The sequence below is a fragment of the Mesorhizobium sp. M0174 genome (assembly GCF_040322275.1).
Taxonomy (GTDB): domain Bacteria; phylum Pseudomonadota; class Alphaproteobacteria; order Rhizobiales; family Rhizobiaceae; genus Mesorhizobium.
In genome coordinates this window covers 19,704-36,437 of the sequence record NZ_JAMYTB010000006.1, presented here as the reverse complement: position 1 = coordinate 36,437, position 16,734 = coordinate 19,704, and the positions used below count along the sequence as shown (strand labels likewise).

Annotated in this window: 16 protein-coding genes; 9 read left to right on the top strand and 7 right to left on the bottom strand. The window is 62.8% G+C overall.

The window, feature by feature from the left end:
- Nucleotides 1–97: 97 nt before the first annotated feature.
- Nucleotides 98–1,459: a bifunctional UDP-N-acetylglucosamine diphosphorylase/glucosamine-1-phosphate N-acetyltransferase GlmU gene (gene glmU, locus NKJ13_RS14320; RefSeq protein WP_352691099.1), complete on the bottom strand. Its 1,362-nt coding sequence runs from the start codon at nucleotides 1,457–1,459 to the stop codon at nucleotides 98–100.
- Between the two features lie 130 nt (nucleotides 1,460–1,589).
- Entirely contained in the window at nucleotides 1,590–2,537 is a 948-nt protein-coding gene (locus NKJ13_RS14315; protein WP_352508818.1) for an AraC family transcriptional regulator, read from the bottom strand.
- 128 nt (nucleotides 2,538–2,665) lie between these two features.
- On the opposite strand from NKJ13_RS14315, the gene NKJ13_RS14310 reads away from it, so the two are divergent.
- Entirely contained in the window at nucleotides 2,666–3,559 is an 894-nt protein-coding gene (locus NKJ13_RS14310) for an SDR family oxidoreductase (RefSeq protein ID WP_352691096.1), read from the top strand.
- A gap of 23 nt (nucleotides 3,560–3,582) precedes the next feature.
- On the opposite strand, the gene NKJ13_RS14305 is transcribed toward NKJ13_RS14310, so the two are convergent.
- Together NKJ13_RS14305 and NKJ13_RS14300 are read right to left on the bottom strand one after the other, a co-directional pair.
- Nucleotides 3,583–4,329: a cytochrome c biogenesis CcdA family protein gene (locus NKJ13_RS14305; RefSeq protein WP_352508820.1), complete on the bottom strand. Its 747-nt coding sequence runs from the start codon at nucleotides 4,327–4,329 to the stop codon at nucleotides 3,583–3,585.
- A gap of 55 nt (nucleotides 4,330–4,384) precedes the next feature.
- Complete coding sequence (locus NKJ13_RS14300; protein WP_352508821.1) at nucleotides 4,385–4,522, bottom strand: hypothetical protein; 138 nt, start codon at nucleotides 4,520–4,522, stop codon at nucleotides 4,385–4,387.
- A 14-nt stretch (nucleotides 4,523–4,536) separates the two neighbouring features.
- Between NKJ13_RS14300 and NKJ13_RS14295 the strand changes: the two genes are divergently transcribed.
- The 8 genes from NKJ13_RS14295 (at nucleotide 4,537) to rpmG (ending at nucleotide 13,593) form a co-directional block, all read left to right on the top strand.
- A complete protein-coding gene (locus NKJ13_RS14295; RefSeq protein WP_352508822.1) occupies nucleotides 4,537–4,914 on the top strand; it encodes a COG4315 family predicted lipoprotein in 378 nt (125 codons plus the stop codon).
- Nucleotides 4,915–5,361: 447 nt separating this feature from the next.
- A complete protein-coding gene (gene topA, locus NKJ13_RS14290) occupies nucleotides 5,362–7,977 on the top strand; it encodes a type I DNA topoisomerase (protein WP_352736642.1) in 2,616 nt (871 codons plus the stop codon).
- Between the two features lie 6 nt (nucleotides 7,978–7,983).
- Nucleotides 7,984–10,290 (top strand): ribonuclease R, encoded by a 2,307-nt coding sequence (gene rnr / locus NKJ13_RS14285; RefSeq protein WP_502899809.1) that lies wholly within the window; start codon nucleotides 7,984–7,986, stop codon nucleotides 10,288–10,290.
- The gene (locus NKJ13_RS14280) at nucleotides 10,290–10,742 is read left to right on the top strand and encodes a DUF983 domain-containing protein (protein WP_352706603.1); all 453 of its coding nucleotides are present in this window, start codon (nucleotides 10,290–10,292) and stop codon (nucleotides 10,740–10,742) included. Before rnr ends, NKJ13_RS14280 begins: the two co-directional genes overlap by 1 nt.
- A gap of 72 nt (nucleotides 10,743–10,814) precedes the next feature.
- Nucleotides 10,815–11,549, top strand: a complete 735-nt coding sequence (locus NKJ13_RS14275) for an NUDIX hydrolase (RefSeq protein WP_352777849.1) — start codon at nucleotides 10,815–10,817, stop codon at nucleotides 11,547–11,549.
- A gap of 16 nt (nucleotides 11,550–11,565) precedes the next feature.
- The gene (locus tag NKJ13_RS14270; RefSeq protein ID WP_254820145.1) at nucleotides 11,566–12,741 is read left to right on the top strand and encodes an MFS transporter; all 1,176 of its coding nucleotides are present in this window, start codon (nucleotides 11,566–11,568) and stop codon (nucleotides 12,739–12,741) included.
- Nucleotides 12,742–12,850: 109 nt separating this feature from the next.
- On the top strand, nucleotides 12,851–13,306 hold the full coding sequence (locus NKJ13_RS14265) for a YqfO family protein (protein ID WP_352650484.1): 456 nt from the start codon (nucleotides 12,851–12,853) through the stop codon (nucleotides 13,304–13,306).
- A 119-nt stretch (nucleotides 13,307–13,425) separates the two neighbouring features.
- Entirely contained in the window at nucleotides 13,426–13,593 is a 168-nt protein-coding gene (gene rpmG / locus NKJ13_RS14260) for a 50S ribosomal protein L33 (protein ID WP_006201775.1), read from the top strand.
- A 169-nt stretch (nucleotides 13,594–13,762) separates the two neighbouring features.
- On the opposite strand, the gene NKJ13_RS14255 is transcribed toward rpmG, so the two are convergent.
- From NKJ13_RS14255 to NKJ13_RS14245, 3 genes are read right to left on the bottom strand one after another with little or no spacing between them, the layout of a single operon-like run.
- Nucleotides 13,763–14,830, bottom strand: coding sequence for an ABC transporter ATP-binding protein (locus tag NKJ13_RS14255; protein ID WP_352736644.1), 1,068 nt, complete (start codon nucleotides 14,828–14,830; stop codon nucleotides 13,763–13,765).
- Between the two features lie 4 nt (nucleotides 14,831–14,834).
- On the bottom strand, nucleotides 14,835–15,683 hold the full coding sequence (locus NKJ13_RS14250; RefSeq protein ID WP_352508829.1) for a carbohydrate ABC transporter permease: 849 nt from the start codon (nucleotides 15,681–15,683) through the stop codon (nucleotides 14,835–14,837).
- Nucleotides 15,683–16,606 carry a carbohydrate ABC transporter permease gene (locus tag NKJ13_RS14245; protein WP_352736646.1) on the bottom strand — a complete coding sequence of 308 codons (924 nt, stop codon included), beginning with the start codon at nucleotides 16,604–16,606 and terminating at the stop codon, nucleotides 15,683–15,685. Before NKJ13_RS14245 ends, NKJ13_RS14250 begins: the two co-directional genes overlap by 1 nt.
- Nucleotides 16,607–16,734 lie beyond the last annotated feature (128 nt).

Sequence of the window (16,734 nt, the reverse complement as noted above, 5' to 3'; positions counted from 1 at the left end):
TCCGGTTACTGCAATTGCTCAGTTTCTCCGCTTCTGTATCCTATCTCGGCCCAACGGCTCCAGAAATCAGTCAAAGACATGATCCCGCTCGTCGCGCCTACCCTTTTTTGCGGGCCGCCGCGGCCGAAGCAAACCGTTCGCGCAACTCCTTGCCCTTGCCGGGTAGAGTCCGCTGACGGGCGCGACCGAAGGCCAGCGCATCGTCGGGTACGCTTTCGGTGATGACGCTGCCTGAGGCGATGTAGCCGTCCTTGCCGATCGACACCGGTGCCACCAGCGAGGAGTTCGAGCCGATGAAGGCACCCTCGCCGATATCGGTGAAGAATTTCGAATAACCGTCATAATTGCACGTGATGGTGCCGGCGCCAATATTGGCGCCTGCGCCGATGCGGGCATCGCCGATATAGGTCAGATGGTTGACCTTGGCGCCCTCCTCGACGATCGCCTGCTTCACCTCGCAGAAATTGCCGACCTTGGCTTTGTTTCTCAGATCGGCCCCGGGCCGCAGCCGCGCGAACGGCCCGACATCGCAATTCGACGCGATAGTGGCGCCTTCGATATGGCTGAAGGCATGGATCTTGGCGCCCGTCGCGATTTTCACGCCTGGGCCGAACCAAACATTGGGCTCGACAATCGTGTCGGCGCCGATCTCGGTGTCGTGCGAGAAGAACACGGTTTCGGGCGCAACCAGTGTCACCCCGGAAAGCATCGCTTCCTGCCGTCGACGCGCCTGCCAGATACCTTCCGCCTGGGCAAGCTCGGCACGGTTGTTGATGCCGAGCGCATTCTCGAAACTGGCTTCGGTGGCTACGACATCAAGTCCCTGCGCAGCGGCGATCTCGACGATGTCGGTGAGATAATACTCACCCTTGGCGTTCTTGCTGCCGACTTGATCGAGCAGCTTCAGCGCGTGCCTGCCGGCGACCGCCATCAGCCCGCCATTGCAGAAGGTGATTTTCTTCTCCTCGTCCGAGCAGTCCTTCTCCTCGCGGATGGCCACGAGCTTGCCGGCCTTTTCGATAAGCCGGCCGTAGCCCGAAGGATTTTCCGTACGGAAGCCGACCACGACGACGGCCGTACCTTCGGCCAGCTTCAGCCGCGCCGCCGCGAGCGCTTCTGGATCGATCAACGGCGTGTCGCCAAACATCACCAGGATGTCGTCATACCCCTTTGATATTGCTGCGCGCGCGGCAAGCACGGCGTGCGCGGTGCCAAGACGTTTCTCCTGGACGAAAGCTTCGGCCTTGGGCGCAAACTTGAGTGCGGCCTTGCGCATGTCATCGGCGCCATGGCCGATCACCAGCGCCACATCGCCGCTGCCGGCGGCTTCGGCCGCCTTGACGACATGGGCAACCATTGGCAGGCCGGCGATTGTGTGCAGCACTTTCGGCACGGCACTCTTCATGCGCGTGCCTTCGCCGGCAGCGAGGATGATGGACAGGCAGGATCTCTGGCTCATGGGGACAGCAACCGTTGAAAGGGATCTGGAATCGGAGCGTTAGTAGCACCGGCGCCATGCTGCACCAATGCGGTTAAATTCCGGTGAGACGGTGGAACCTCCAACCCGCGGCACGCTCAGGCCGATCGGCTCAGGCGGCTTCCGCCTCGTTGCGTGATGCGAAGCTGGGGGCTCGGCCACGGCCGTATTGCCGTGGCGAACAGTTCATGACCCGCTTGAAAGCAGTGCTGAAGGCGCTTTCGGATTCGTAGCCGAGCGACAGCGCGATGACGGCGACGGGATCGCTGGAATTCGTCAGCCGATCCCCGGCCAGCAGCATTCGCCAGCGCGTCAAATAGTCCATCGGCGACGCGCCGACCGTCTCCTTGAATCTGAGCGCAAAGGTCGATCGCGACATGCCGGCCCGTTCCGCCAGTTCCTGTAACGTCCAGCCATGCGCCGGATTCTCATGCATGGCGCTGATCGCCGCGCCCATCTGTTTGTCCGAGAGGGCAAAGAGCCAGCCGACGCCACCTTTCAATCCTTCTGAAAGATGCAGCCGCAACGCCTGAACCAGCATCATGTGAGCAAGGTGCTGGATCACCAGAAAGCCGCCCGGTTGTGGCTCGCGCAGCTCCTGCATCATCCGCTCCACCGACCAGCGCAGGGCCGACTTGTCCGACTCTTTGCGGATATGCACAATGGCTGGCAGCATCCGCAACAGGATGCCGGCATGATTGCCGCCAAGCGCGAAGCGGCTGCTGACCAGAAAGAAATCACCGCCGCCATTGTGGGTCACAACACCGCCGGCTCGCGCAGGCGGAAAAATCTTGACGGCTTCAACAGGCGACAAACTCATGTCGCTTGCAAGGCGGAAAGGCCGCCCACTCGGCAACAGGAAGCAGTCCCCCGTCTCAAGGCGCACTGCGTCGGCAACGCCCTCTACTGACAGCCAGCACCGGCCGGAGACCACCGCTCCGGTCTTAATGCTTTGCTGCTGGTCGGGGAACTGGATCGACCATTCACCACCTGCATCGAAGCCGGCCGACATATAGTTTCGCGGCTTCAGCAGCGAGAGCACATCTGAAAGAGGATCCACGTGTCATTCCGGACGATTGCGAAGATAATTCGGACTTACCGCATAGATCGTATTTTCTCAAGCGCCTATCACGACGTCACCGGGCCGCGAAAATGGTCGTGGTCAGAAACGAACAAGGACAAGTCGTGATGCGTGTTTTCGTTACCGGAGCGACCGGATTCGTCGGTTCTGCCGTCGTTCAAGAACTCATCGGCGCCGGCCATCAGGTGCTCGGCCTCGCCCGCTCGGAGGCATCGGCCAAGTCGCTCGCCGCCACTGGAGCCGAGGTGCATCGAGGCGACCTCGAAGACGTGGAGAGCCTGCGCAGGGGCGCGGCAGCCGCCGATGCGGTTATCCACACCGGGTTCAACCATGACTTCTCGAAGTTCGCGCAAAACTGCGAGATGGACCGGCGTGCCATCGAGGTGATGGGCGGAGCGCTCGAAGGCTCCGAGCGCCTCCTGCTCGTCACCTCGGGGACCGCGCTCCAGGCGCGGGCCCGTATCGCGACGGAGCAAGATGCGCCTGTCCCCTCGTCCGCTTCCTATCCCCGCGCCTCCGAAGCGACAGCCGCCGCGCTGGCGGCACGCGGGGTGCGCGCATCGGTTGTCCGCCTTCCTCCGTCGGTCCATGGCCAGGGCGACCACGCCTTTGTTCCTATTCTCATCGACCTCGCTCGTAGGAAGGGCGTGTCGGCCTATATCGGCGAAGGGCTCAATCGCTGGCCTGCCGTGCATCGGTTCGATGCCGCCCGCGTCTACCGGCTTGCGCTCGAGCATGGAGCCGGTGGCGGGCGATATCACGCGATCGCCGAAGAAGGCGTGCCGTTCAAGGACATCGCCGGCGTGATCGGCCGGCGCCTGAACGTGCCGGTCCTCGCCAAGTCTGCGGAAGAAGCCGCCGATCATTTTGGCTGGTTCGCGATGTTCGCGGCGATGGATGTCCCGACCTCGAGCGAACGGACTCGCGCGCTGCTGGGGTGGCAGCCGAGCGGACCTGGGCTGATCGCTGATATCGACCAGCCGGGCTATTTCGAAGGCTGAACAGACCACGTCGGGCTACAAACCTAGCCCAATTGCCCCAGCACCGGAAAATTCTCGAGCAGCCAATATGACATCGTCTGCACGCCGCCGGTCAGGAAAAACACGCCGGCGACCACCAGCAGCGCGCCGATGGCTTTTTCGACGCGGCCGAGATGGAGGCGGAATTTCGAGAGAAAGCGCATGAAGGCGCCGGAAAACAGCGCAGCGATCAGGAACGGAATACCGAGGCCGAGCGAGTAGGCGGCAAGCAGCAACGCGCCCTCGCCCACCGTCTCGCGGCCGCCGGCAAGCGTCAGGATCGGCCCCAGCACCGGGCCGATACAGGGTGTCCAGCCAAAGGCGAAGGCCAAGCCCATGACGTAAGCGGCGATCAAGCTGGCCGGCTTGCCTTGCGACTGGAAGCGCGCCTCGCGTGAAAGCAAAGGGATACGCAGTACGCCGAGGAAATTCAGCCCCATCAGGATGATCAGCACACCGGCCACCATTGCCAGCGGCTCCTGCCAGACCCGTAACAAATGGCCGATGGTCGAGGCGCCAGCGCCAAGCGCGACGAAGACGGTCGAGAAGCCGAGCACGAAGGCGATGGAGGAATTAACCAGCGCGCCTCGCACACCGGCCTTTGCCGTAATGCCGGCTTCGCCGCGGAAATCGTCGACGGACACGCCGGCCATATAGCACAGGTAAGGCGGCACCAGTGGCAGCACGCAGGGGGACAGGAACGAAATTGCTCCCGCCCCGATCGCACTGACATAGCCGACGTCCAACGCCATTTCCATCTCCAGATGACTGCGCAGCCATATAGCCGCGACAACGTCCGTCCGCCAATCACCATCGCGTGGCCCCCATCAGATTGGGTAGCAAGTCGACGCCGTCGCCTGGATCAATGGAGAACAGCGCGGGAAGAAAGGGCAGCCGGGCAGCGTTGATCAGAAGAAGTCGCGGTTCCGCGCGCTTTTCGAACATTCAGGGAGAAGTCCATGAAAACGATCGCAATTGGCATGGCGGCGCTTTTGCTCGGCACTGCCGGATCCTTAGCCGCCGAGGCGTGGAAGGAAGCGGAGGTCGGCGGCACCAAGATCTACACCGACGCCAGCGGCATGACGCTCTACACCTACGACAAGGACGAGGCCGGCAAGTCGAACTGTTACGACAAATGCGCCGCCAATTGGCCGCCGCTGAAGGCTGACGCCAACGCCAAGGCCGAGGGCGAATGGACGATCGTCGACCGCACCGACGGCACCAGGATGTGGGCCTACGAAGGCAAGCCGCTCTACACGTTCATCAAGGACAAGAAGGCCGGCGACGTCACCGGCGAGGGCGTCGGCGGCGTCTGGCATATCGCCAAGGCCGACTAAGCCTTGAGCTTCTGATCCGCTGTAACAGGCGGTAACACGGCTGGTCGCTGGGAGCTTGACCCAACCGCCCCGGCGGCCGACTTTTCAGCACGCCAATTCCTTGCAACTATCCGGGCAAATGCCGGGCTACCGATTGCGCGCTTCACAGCATCTGTTCAAGCGGGGCTGGCGCGTGCTCGATGTTTCTCTTATATCCGCGGGAGAGTTTGTCCCGTTCTCCAGGATCAATTGCCGGGTGTTGTCCAGCGATAGGCTGCTCATTTCCCTTGTCCAGGATTGCGGAAATCGCATGGCGCGCCGCTGGGTTGCGCATTCGGTGCAGGGCCGCATTTTGACTGCTTGGCCTTGACCGGATGCAAAAGCGCGGCCATGTGAGCGACACATTGAACGAGATTTCGTCGCGCGCAGCGGAATTCTTCTGCCGCATCACAACTGATATGAGACCGTATGGACGTCGTCGTCGTCGAATCGCCGGCCAAGGCGAAGACAATCAACAAGTACCTCGGCAAGAACTACAAGGTTCTGGCTTCGTTCGGCCATGTCCGCGATCTGCCGGCCAAGGATGGCTCGGTGCGTCCGGATGAGGACTTTGCCATGTCCTGGGCCGTCGACACCGCGTCTGGAAAGCGTCTCGCCGATATCGCCAAGGCGGTCAAGGACGCCGACGGGCTGATCCTCGCCACCGATCCGGACCGCGAGGGCGAAGCGATCTCCTGGCATGTCCTGGAAGTGCTGAAGCAAAAGCGCGCGTTGAAGGACAAGCCGGTCAGCCGCGTCGTCTTCAACGCCATTACCAAGGCGTCGGTGCTGGAGGCGATGGCCAATCCGCGCCAGATCGATGCGCCGCTGGTCGATGCCTATCTCGCCCGCCGTGCGCTCGACTATCTGGTCGGCTTCACGCTGTCGCCCGTGCTGTGGCGCAAACTGCCCGGCGCCCGGTCCGCCGGCCGTGTCCAGTCGGTGGCGCTGCGTCTGGTCTGCGACCGCGAATCCGAGATCGAACGCTTCGTCCGCGAGGAATACTGGCAGGTCGCCGCCATTCTCGGCACGCCGCGCAAGGAAAATTTCGAGGCGCGGCTGACCACCTTCGAGCGCAAGAAGCTGCAAAAGCTCGACATTTCCAACAAGGCGCAGGCCGACGACATCAAGGCGATGCTCGAAGGCGCCAGCTTCAAGGCGGCGTCGGTCGAAGCCAAGCCGACCAAGCGCAATCCCGGGCCGCCCTTCACCACCTCGACGCTGCAGCAGGCAGCCTCGTCGGGTCTCGGCTTTTCGGCCAACCGCACCATGCAGGTGGCGCAGCGGCTCTATGAGGGCATGGAGATCGGCGGTGAGACCACCGGCCTGATCACCTATATGCGGACCGACGGCGTGCAGATGGCACCCGAGGCGATCTCTGCCGCACGCGATGCGATCGCCAAGGAATTCGGTGCCAAATACCTGCCTGAAAAGCCGCGCTATTATTCCGCCAAGGCCAAGAATGCCCAGGAGGCGCACGAAGCGATCCGTCCGACCGATTTCATGCGCACGCCGGCTTCCGTCAGGCAGTATCTCGACGCCGACCAGGCGCGGCTTTACGAGATGATCTGGAAACGCGCCATCGCCAGCCAGATGCAGCCGGCCGAGATAGAGCGCACCACGGTCGAGATCGAGGCCATCAACGGTTCGCGTACCGCCGAGCTTCGTGCTGTCGGTTCCGTTGTTCGCTTCGACGGCTTCCTTGCTGCCTACATCGAGCAAAAGGAAGAAGATTCGGAAGACGAGGAAAGCCGCCGCCTGCCCGAGATCCGTGCCGGCGAGCAGCTCACACGCGAGGCGATCAACGCCACCCAGCACACCACCGAGCCGCCGCCGCGTTATTCGGAAGCTTCGCTGATCAAGAAGCTGGAAGAGCTGGGCATCGGCCGGCCGTCGACCTATACGGCGATCCTGAAGACGCTCGAGGATCGCGATTACGTCACCATCGACAAGCGCAAGCTGGTGCCACAGCCCAAGGGCCGGCTATTGTCAGCCTTCCTCGAAAGCTTCTTCGAGCGTTATGTCGAGTACGACTTCACCGCTTCGCTCGAGGAGAAACTCGATGAAATCTCCGACGGCAAGCTCGCCTGGAAGGACGTGCTGCGCGATTTCTGGAAGGATTTTTCCGGCGCCGTCGCCGACATCAAGGAGCTGCGGGTCACCGACGTCCTCGATGCGTTGAACGAGGAACTGGCGCCGCTGGTGTTTCCCGCGCGCGAAGACGGTTCGAACCCGCGCATCTGTCCGAAATGCGGCACCGGCAACCTGTCGCTGAAGCTCGGCAAGTTCGGCGCCTTCGTCGGCTGTTCGAACTATCCCGAATGCTCCTTCACCCGCCAGCTTGGCGACGCCGCCAATCCCAATGGTGAGAACGGCGGTGGCGAAGACGGCACCAAATTGCTCGGCAAGGACCCCTATACCGCCGAGGAGATCACGCTGCGCAATGGCCGGTTCGGCCCCTATATCCAGCGCGGCGACGGTAAGGATGCCAAGCGCTCCAGCCTGCCCAAGGGCTGGACTGCCGATTCGATCGATCATGAAAAGGCGCTCGCCTTGTTGTCGCTGCCGCGCGACGTCGGCAAGCATCCGGAATCCGGCAAGATGATTTCGGCCGGGCTGGGGCGCTACGGGCCGTTCGTGCTGCATGACGGCACCTACGCCAATCTCGACAGCATCGAGGACGTGTTCTCGATCGGCCTCAATCGCGCCGTCTCGGTGATCGCCGAGAAGCAATTGAAGGGCAAAAGTGGCCGCAATGGCGGCACAGCCGCTGCGCTCAAGGAACTTGGCGAGCATCCTTCCGGCGGCGGCAAGATCGTCGTGCGCGACGGCAAATACGGCCCCTATGTGAATTTCGGCAAGGTGAATGCGACGCTGCCGAAGGGCAAGGATCCGCAATCGGTGACGATCGACGATGCCGTTGCGCTCATTGCGGAAAAGGAAGCCAAGGGCGGCAATGGCGCCAGGAAGCCCTTCCGCAAAGCGGCCGCGCCTGCCAAGAAACCGGCTGCAGCCAAAAAACCGGCGGCCAGGAAAAAGGGATAGGACAGGTTGGCGCGCAAAGTCTCCGGAAGAAGCCACGGCGATCTGCGCACCGCCGATACCCGCGCCAAGGTCAGGGACAATTACCGGCCGTCACGCGACGAGATACTGCGTTACATCGCCGAAAATCCGGGCCGCGCCGGAAAACGCGACATCGCCAAGGCGTTTGCGCTACGCGGCGAAGACCGTATCTGGCTGAAGGACGTCTTGCGCGACCTGCAGGATGAAGGCCTGCTGACCAAGGAGCGCAAGCGGCTCGCCCGTGTCGGCGCCCTGCCCCACGCCGCGGTGCTCGACATCTTCGGCCGTGACGCCGACGGTGTGCTGCTGGCGCACCCGACCGAAGCGATCGGCAATGGCGAACCTCCGGTCATAGCGATCCGCGTGTCGCGCGGCGGCAATGGGCCGACGCCTGGTATCGGCGACCGCGTGCTGGCCAAGACCTTTCCGACCGACGACCCGGCAGGCCCCGCCTATACCGGCCGGGTTATGAAGATATTCGAGAAGCGCACCGATGCGGTTCTCGGCGTTTTTCGCGTGCTGAAGGACGGCACGTTCCGCATCGAGCCGGTGGAAAGGCGCCAACCGGAGCTGGTCGTCGACAAGGAATTCCAGAACGGCGCCAAGAACGGCGACCTGGTCGAGGTCGAGCCGGCGCGGGCCTCCCGCTACGGGCTGCCGAGAGCCAAGGTTCTGGCGGTGTTGGGCTCGCTGACTAGCGAAAAGGCGGTCTCGATGATCGCCATTCACGCACACGACATTCCGCATATTTTTCCCGCCGACGTCATCGCCGAGGCGGAGGCGGTCAAGCCGGCGACGCTTGCCGGCCGCGAGGATTGGCGCGAGCTGCCGCTGCTCACCATCGATCCGGCCGACGCCAAGGATCATGATGACGCGGTGTTCGCCATGCCCGACACCGACGAGAAGAACGCCGGCGGCGTGGTTGTCACCGTCGCCATTGCCGACGTCGCTGCATACGTGCGCTATGGCACGGCGCTCGATCGCGAAGCGCTGAAGCGCGGCAATTCGGTCTATTTCCCCGACCGCGTCGTGCCGATGCTGCCGGAGCGCATCTCGAACGACCTCTGTTCACTGCGCGAGGGCCAGGATCGTCCGGCGATAGCGGTGCGTATGACTTTTTCGGCCGACGGCCACAAACTCAGACACTCGTTCCATCGCGTCATGATGAAGTCGGCGGCGAAACTCGCCTATCAGCAGGCGCAAGCGGCGATCGACGGCGCACCGGACGACACGACTGGCCCGATTCTCGATTCGGTGCTGAAGCCGCTATGGGACGCCTACGGGATCCTGAAGCGCGGCCGCGACACGCGCCAGCCGCTTGAACTCGATCTGCCCGAGCGCAAGATCCTGCTCAAGCAGGACGGCACCGTCGACAAGGTCGTCGTGCCGGAGCGGCTCGACGCGCACAAGCTGATCGAAGAGTTCATGATCCAGGCCAATGTCGCCGCCGCCGAGACACTCGAGGCGAAGCGGCAGGCGCTGGTCTATCGCATCCACGACGCGCCTTCGCTCGCCAAGCAGGAATCGCTGCGTGAATTCCTGCAGACGCTCGGCCTGTCGCTGGCGCGCGGCGCGCAGATGCGGCCGAACCAGTTCAACGGCATCCTCGCTCGCGTGCGCGGCGCCGACAATGAGGGACTGGTCAACGAAGTGGTGCTGCGCTCGCAGAGCCAGGCCGAATATTCGCCCGCCAATATCGGCCATTTCGGCCTCAACCTGAAGCGCTACGCGCATTTCACCTCGCCGATCCGTCGCTATGCCGACCTGATCGTGCATCGCGGGCTGATTGCCGCACTCGGCCTTGGTCCGGGGGGCCTGACGCAGGACGAGGCGGAGCGGCTGGAAGAGGTCTCGGCGCTGATTTCGGCGACCGAGCGGCGCGCGATGGCTGCCGAGCGCGACACGGTCGACCGGCTGATCGCCGCCTATCTCGCCGAGCGCATCGACGACCGTTTCGACGCCCGTATTTCGGGCGTCACCAAATCGGGCCTGTTTGTCCAATTGCCGCAGTATGGCGCGGATGGCTTCATTCCGGTTTCAACCCTGGGCGGCGACTACTATATATACGACGAAACTGCTCGATCGCTTTTCGGAGAACGCACCGGCAAGGGCTATCAGCTTGCTGATCGCGTCGAGGTTCGCCTGATCGAGGTGGCGCCGATGGCCGGCGCGATGCGTTTCGAGATGCTGACCGAGCCAAAGCCGCTGCCCGGCTCCAAACGGTCGTTTCACAAGGCCAAAGGCCGCGCCCGGGCGTCGCAATCGCGTCCAGGCTCCCGCGGCAGGAGACGGTAATGCCAACAGAACTGCAGGTGGAAGAACGGGTTTTCGGCGGCGAACATCACTCGGGCCGGACCGCCCGGCCGCTATGGACGGCAATGAAGCGCGGCATGCTCGGCCGCTGCCCGCATTGCGGCGAGGGCAAGCTGTTTCGCGCCTTCGTCAAGACCGTCGACAAATGCGGTCGTTGCGGCGAGGAGCTCCACCACCATCGCGCCGACGACCTGCCGGCCTATCTTGTGGTGGTCATTGTCGGCCACATCGTGCTTGGCGCTTTCATGGGTGTGGAGGCGACCTCGACGCTGTCGACCTGGCAGCACATCGCCATCTGGGTGCCATTGACCATCATTCTCGCCGTCGTCCTGCTGCAGCCAGTCAAGGGCGCTGTCATCGGCTTGCAATGGGCGTTTTATATGCACGGCTTTGGCGGTGACGAAGATCTGATCGAGTCGCATCCCGAGGCTTGAAACCGAGGCTGGCGCAATCGGCATGGCTGGACGCCACTTTCGCATCGGAGAAGATTCCGCTAGGTCGAGCGCATGGACGTTGTGACCAAGGCGGAAGTCGACAAGGTTGAGCGGGTCGCGCTCGACGCCAAGCCTATACGCCCGCGCGACGCCGCGACGCTGATCCTGCTCGACGGCAAGGGCGACGAGATCCTGGTGCTGATGGGCCGCCGCCACGCCCGTCATGCCTTCATGCCGGGAAAATTCGTGTTTCCGGGCGGCCGCACCGATCCGGCCGACAGCCACATCCCGACAGCCACCGCACTTCATCCCGACGAAGAAGCGAGATTGACCGCTGGCATCGGCCGCACCAGCCCGGCCCGCGCCCGCGCCATTGCCCTGTCGGCAATCCGCGAAACCTATGAGGAGGCCGGCCTGCTGATCGGCCAAAAAGGGGTCTTCGCAACCGCCAAGCGCGACTGGAAGGGCTTTGTCGAGCACGGCGTCATCCCATCACTGCAAGCGCTGCGCTTCGTCGCACGCGCCATCACCCCGCCCAACCGGGTGCGCCGGTTCGATACGCGCTTTCTCGCCGCATGGCGCGACGATGTCGCCGTGGAACTGCCGGATGGCGGTCCGACCAACGAATTGGAGGACGTCGTTTGGCTGCCGCTGGCCAAGGCCAGGCAAGCAGATATCCCAGACATCACGCGCACGGTCCTGGAGGGACTGGAAATCCGCCTCGCCCAGGATCCGCTGCTGAGCCCCGGCGGTCGCGTGCCGTTCTACCGGCTTGTCCGCAATCGCTTCGTCCGCGAAATTCTCTAGAGCAGCCAGGCATTCCATGACAGTCGACATCCAGCCGCAGGGCAAGGAACGCGTACACTGGCTGCCGATGGTCGCGGCGATCTCGTCGATCAGCGTCGTCGGCATTGCCATCGGGCTCGGCATGCCGCTGCTCAGCGTGATCCTTGAAACACGCGGCCACTCCGCGTCGATGATCGGCCTCAACACCGCGGTCGCCGGCCTCGCCTCGATCGCCGGCGCGCCGCTCGCCACTCCGCTTGCCATGCGGTTCGGGGTCGCCTGGACAATGCTTGCCATGATTGCGGCCGGAGCGCTGGCCTTTGTCGGTTTCCATTTCGCGCCAGCTTTCTGGATGTGGTTTCCGCTGCGGGTCCTGCTGCATATCGCGCTGACGGTGCTGTTCATCCTCTCGGAATTCTGGATCAGCACCTCGGCGCCGCCACACCGGCGCGGACTGGTCCTCGGCATCTATGCCACCGTGCTGTCTCTCGGCTTTGCTGCCGGGCCTTGGCTGTTCGCCCACCTTGGCAGCAGCGGTTTCCTCCCTTTCGGCGTCACCATCGCGCTGGTTACGCTGGCTGCCATACCGGTGCTGGCGGCACGCAACGAGAGCCCGACGATCGTCTCGGACGGCGAAACCAGCAATTTCCTGCGTTATATCTGGCTGGTGCCGACGGCGACCGCCGCCGTGCTGGTATTCGGCGCGGTCGAGACCGGCGGCTTTGCGCTGTTCCCCGTCTATGGTAGCCGCATCGGCTACTCAGAGGCGGACGCAGCCCTTTTGCTCACCATGATCGGCCTCGGCAACGTGCTGCTGCAGATCCCGATCGGCATGATCAGCGACCGCGTCAGCGACCGCCGCTATCTGCTGATGGCCTGTGCCACCGTCGGGCTTGCCGGCACAATCTTCATGCCGTTCTTCGCGCAGAACTGGCATTTGATGGCAGCGCTTCTGTTCGTCTGGGGCGGTGTGGTCGCTGCCATGTACACAATCGGCCTGGCGCATCTCGGCTCGCAGCTTTCCGGCCACGAATTGGCCTCCGCCAACGCCGCTTTCGTGCTCTGCTACGGCGTCGGCATGGTGCTTGGCCCGCAGGCAATCGGCATCGGCATGGACGCTTTCGGGCCGTCGGGCTTCGGTTGGGCGCTCGGCCTGTTCTTCGCGTGCTATATCGTGCTGGTCGGCACCAGGCTGCTCCGCAAAATCCTCTGAGTCGGTCCAGCTTCCGACATCGCTCCCACTGCTGACCAACTACTGACACAACCGTGTCAGGAGGGCTCGAGTATATGCTCCCCCAAGTGCATAAGCAGGGAGACCTCGGATGATCGATAGTGGCTTCGAAACGAAATCGCTGCGGATGGAATTGCTGCTGCTGGTGACCTTTCAGGCACCGGCAGCTGATGTCGATCGCATCATGGAAGCTGTGGTCGCGATCGCGCCGCTCAGAATGGGCAAATATGACAGCAATGCCTTTCAGTCGGCGGACGGCATCGAACGCTACCGGCCGCTTGAAGGTGCCGCCGCCGGCGCCGAGACCGAATTGCGCAGGCGGCCTGGGACTGTCGAGGTGTCGTTCGAACTGCCAGATGATCAGAAGCTCGCCGCTCGCGTCGTCGAAGCGATTTACCAGGTTCACAGCTATCAGGAGCCGGTGATCCGCATTCAGCCACTGCTTGCCAGCCGCTCCAAGGGTCTCGACGATCGCGCCAACCCGAACCGCTGGTGGAACACGACGGGAGATTGGAAGAAGGTGTTGCCAGTCACGGAAGACGCATGAACCTGGACAAGGGTTGACTTTCCGGGCGCGTTCTTTATGTGTCGCGGCAAGTTTCCCGCGTCCGGGTGTTTCCCGTGCTCCAGCGGCCAAAACTCCACGAACATTAACGGACGAACATCATGGCCAAAGCCGCAAACATCAAGATCAAGCTTCTGTCGACCGCTGACACCGGTTTCTTCTACGTGACCAGCAAGAACAGCCGCACCAAGACGGACAAGCTGTCGTTCCGCAAATATGACCCGGTCGCCAAGAAGCACGTCGAATTCAAGGAAACCAAGATCAAGTAATCGGGTTTCTCTCGCAGTACCGAAACGCCGCCTTCCGGGCGGCGTTTTTCGTTTCGGGAATTCAGGACTAGAGCATTTTGCAGCCAAATGGAATCATTTGGCGTCCGCATAAATGCGGCAAAACAGATAATTAGAGCGAGTTACCGGTTCCAAGAGAACCGGAACCGCTCTAGTCGATGCGATCGCCGCTTGCCGGATCGAACAGATGCAGCGACGCCGGATCAGCCGACAGGCGCACGCCCTCACCCGGCTTCACGCTGGCCCGGCCCATGGCAAACACGCAGACCTGCTGGCCGGCAAGCCTGGTATAGAACTGGGTCGACAAGCCGAGCGGCTCCACCACGCCCACCTCGCCTTTCAGCGCGCCATTGTCGGCGAGCCGGATATGCTCGGGCCGCAAGCCGACGGTGATCGCATCGCCATCCCTGAGCGGCAGGCCGTCGGGCAGCCTCAGCTTCTGGCCGTCGGCCAGGATGGCATCCGGCCCGGCGCCCTTTTCAACCACGGCAGGCAGAAAATTCATGCCGGGCGAGCCGATGAACCCGGCGACGAACATGTTGACCGGCCGGTCGTACAGATCGAGCGGCGCGCCGACCTGCTGGACGAGGCCGTCATGCATGACGACGATACGGTCGGCCATTGTCATCGCTTCGGTCTGGTCATGGGTGACATAGACCGAAGTGGTCTTCAATTGCTGGTGCAGCGCCTTTATCTCGGCACGCATGTGGACGCGCAGCTTGGCGTCGAGGTTCGAAAGCGGCTCGTCGAAGAGAAAGACCTTCGGGTCGCGCACGATGGCCCGTCCCATGGCGACGCGCTGGCGCTGGCCGCCGGACAATTGCCGCGGCAGGCGTTGCAGAAGGGCATCGAGCCCGAGCCGCTTGGCGGCGGCGTCCACCCTTGCTTCGATGGCTGGCTTGCCGGCCTTCCTCAACATCAGGCTGAAGCCCATGTTCTTCGACACGTCCATATGCGGATAGAGCGCGTATGACTGAAACACCATGGCGATGTCGCGGTCCTTTGGCGCGATGTCGTTAACCAGGCGCTCGCCAATATGGATCTCGCCGCCGGAGACCTCCTCCAGCCCGGCGATCATGCGCAGCAGGGTCGATTTCCCGCAGCCGGACGGGCCGACCAGGACCACGAACTCGCCGTTGGCGATTTCGAGATCGACCGCGTGCAGGACGCGCACGGCTCCATAGTCTTTGCGGACTTTGTCGAGTGTGACGGAGGCCATCGATCTATCCCTTGACGGCGCCGGCGGTAAGGCCGGTGACGAGGTAACGTTGCAGGAAGGCAAAGAAGACGCAGACGGGGATCAGCGCCAGGATGGAAGCCGCCATCATTTGTCCCCAGTCGACCGCGAATTTGCCGATGTAGGTGAGCAAGCCGACCGCGAAAGTCTTCTGCTCGTCGCTGGAAATCAGCATCAGCGCAAACAGCAACTCGCTCCACGCGGCGGTAAAGACGAAGCCAAGCGTCGCCCCCATGCCGGGCAGCGTCAGCGGCACGATCACCTTGCGCATCGCCTGCAGGCGCGTGCAGCCGTCGATCATCGCTGCCTCTTCCAGGTCTCGCGGGATGCCGTCGAAGAACGACTGCATCAGGAAGGTTGCAAAGGCTGTATTGAAGGCGGTGTAGATGATGACGAGGCCGGTCAGGCTGTTGATGAGACCGATCTGCCCCATGATGCGGTAGATCGGTGGAATGACCATCACCAGCGGAAAAGTCTGGGTGAGCAAAAGCAGGATGGCCAGGGTCGCCTTGCCGCGGAACGAAAAACGCGACATGGCATAGCCGGCAAGCGTGGCAATGACCGTTACGAAGGCGGCCGTCGACACCGAAACGATAACGCTGTTTAGGAAATAGCGCGGAAAATCGGTGGCTTCGAGCACGGTGACGAAGTTCTGCAGCGTCGTTTGCGACGGCCAGAAAGTGATGCCTTCGGAATAGAGCAGCCGCTCCGGCGTGACCGAGATCTTCAACGTCCAGAAGATCGGGAACAGCGCGAAGGCCATATAGGCGCCGATCGCGCCGTAAAGGCCGATGCCGCCGAGAACGCGCGAGGAGACGGAGCGTCCGGCAATCATCAGACGTGCCTTACCAGCGAACGGCGGATGCCAATCAGCGCAACCGCATAGACGATGAGCAGCACGAGCAGCAGCACCGCCACAGCGGAGGCATAGCCCTTGTCTAGCGACTTGAACGCGCTGACGTAGATGTAGACCGGCACCGTGGCCGTCGAACCGGCAGGCCCGCCTTCGGTCATGACGAAGATCAGGTCGGCGAAGGTGGCGATCCATATCGTGCGCAGCATGACGGTAATGACGATGGTCGGCGCCAGGAACGGCAGCGTCACCTTGGTAAAGCGTTGCCACGGCGAGGCGCCGTCGATGGCCGCCGCCTCATGCAGTTCTGACGGGATCGACTTCAACGCCGCCAAAAGCGTGATGGCAAAAAAGGGAATGCCGAACCAGACATTGGCGACGATCGGTCCCCACATGGCTGTCGAGGGATCGGAGAGCACGTTGGTTGGCTCGATCTTCAGCCCCGAGGCGTAGAGCCAATGCGGCAGCGGCCCGATGATCGGGTTGAACAGCCAGGCCCAGGTCAGGCCCGAGAGGAAGGACGGTACCGCCCAGGGCAGGAACACCACCGCCTGCACGATCTTTCTGCCCCGGAACGGCGTGTCTAGCAGCAGCGCCAGGCCAAGGCCGAGGAAGAACTGGAAGAACAGGCTGGCTGCCGTCCACCACAGCGTGTTGACGAGCGCCTGCCCGAGCACGGGATCCGACAGCATCGCCTGATACTGCCCAAGCCCGACATATTCGGATTTGAAAGCGGAGAATTTGCGGAACGAGTAACCGACACCGATAACCAGCGGCACCAGCAGCACGACGACCAGCAGCACGATCGCCGGGCTGAGATAGAGCCAGGGCTCGATCGCGGCATGGGATAGCCGCTTTTTTCGCGGCCTGCCGACGGATCGTATTTCGGACACGGCGTAGGTCATGGGTGCTGGATTGTCTCCTGGGGCAAGCATGGGGTGGCGACAGCGCCTTTCCCGTTTACGGGGAGATGCCGGTCCACCCTCCGCAGCTGCTGCGGAGGACGGGCAGGCAGAATGAGAGGCAACACGAG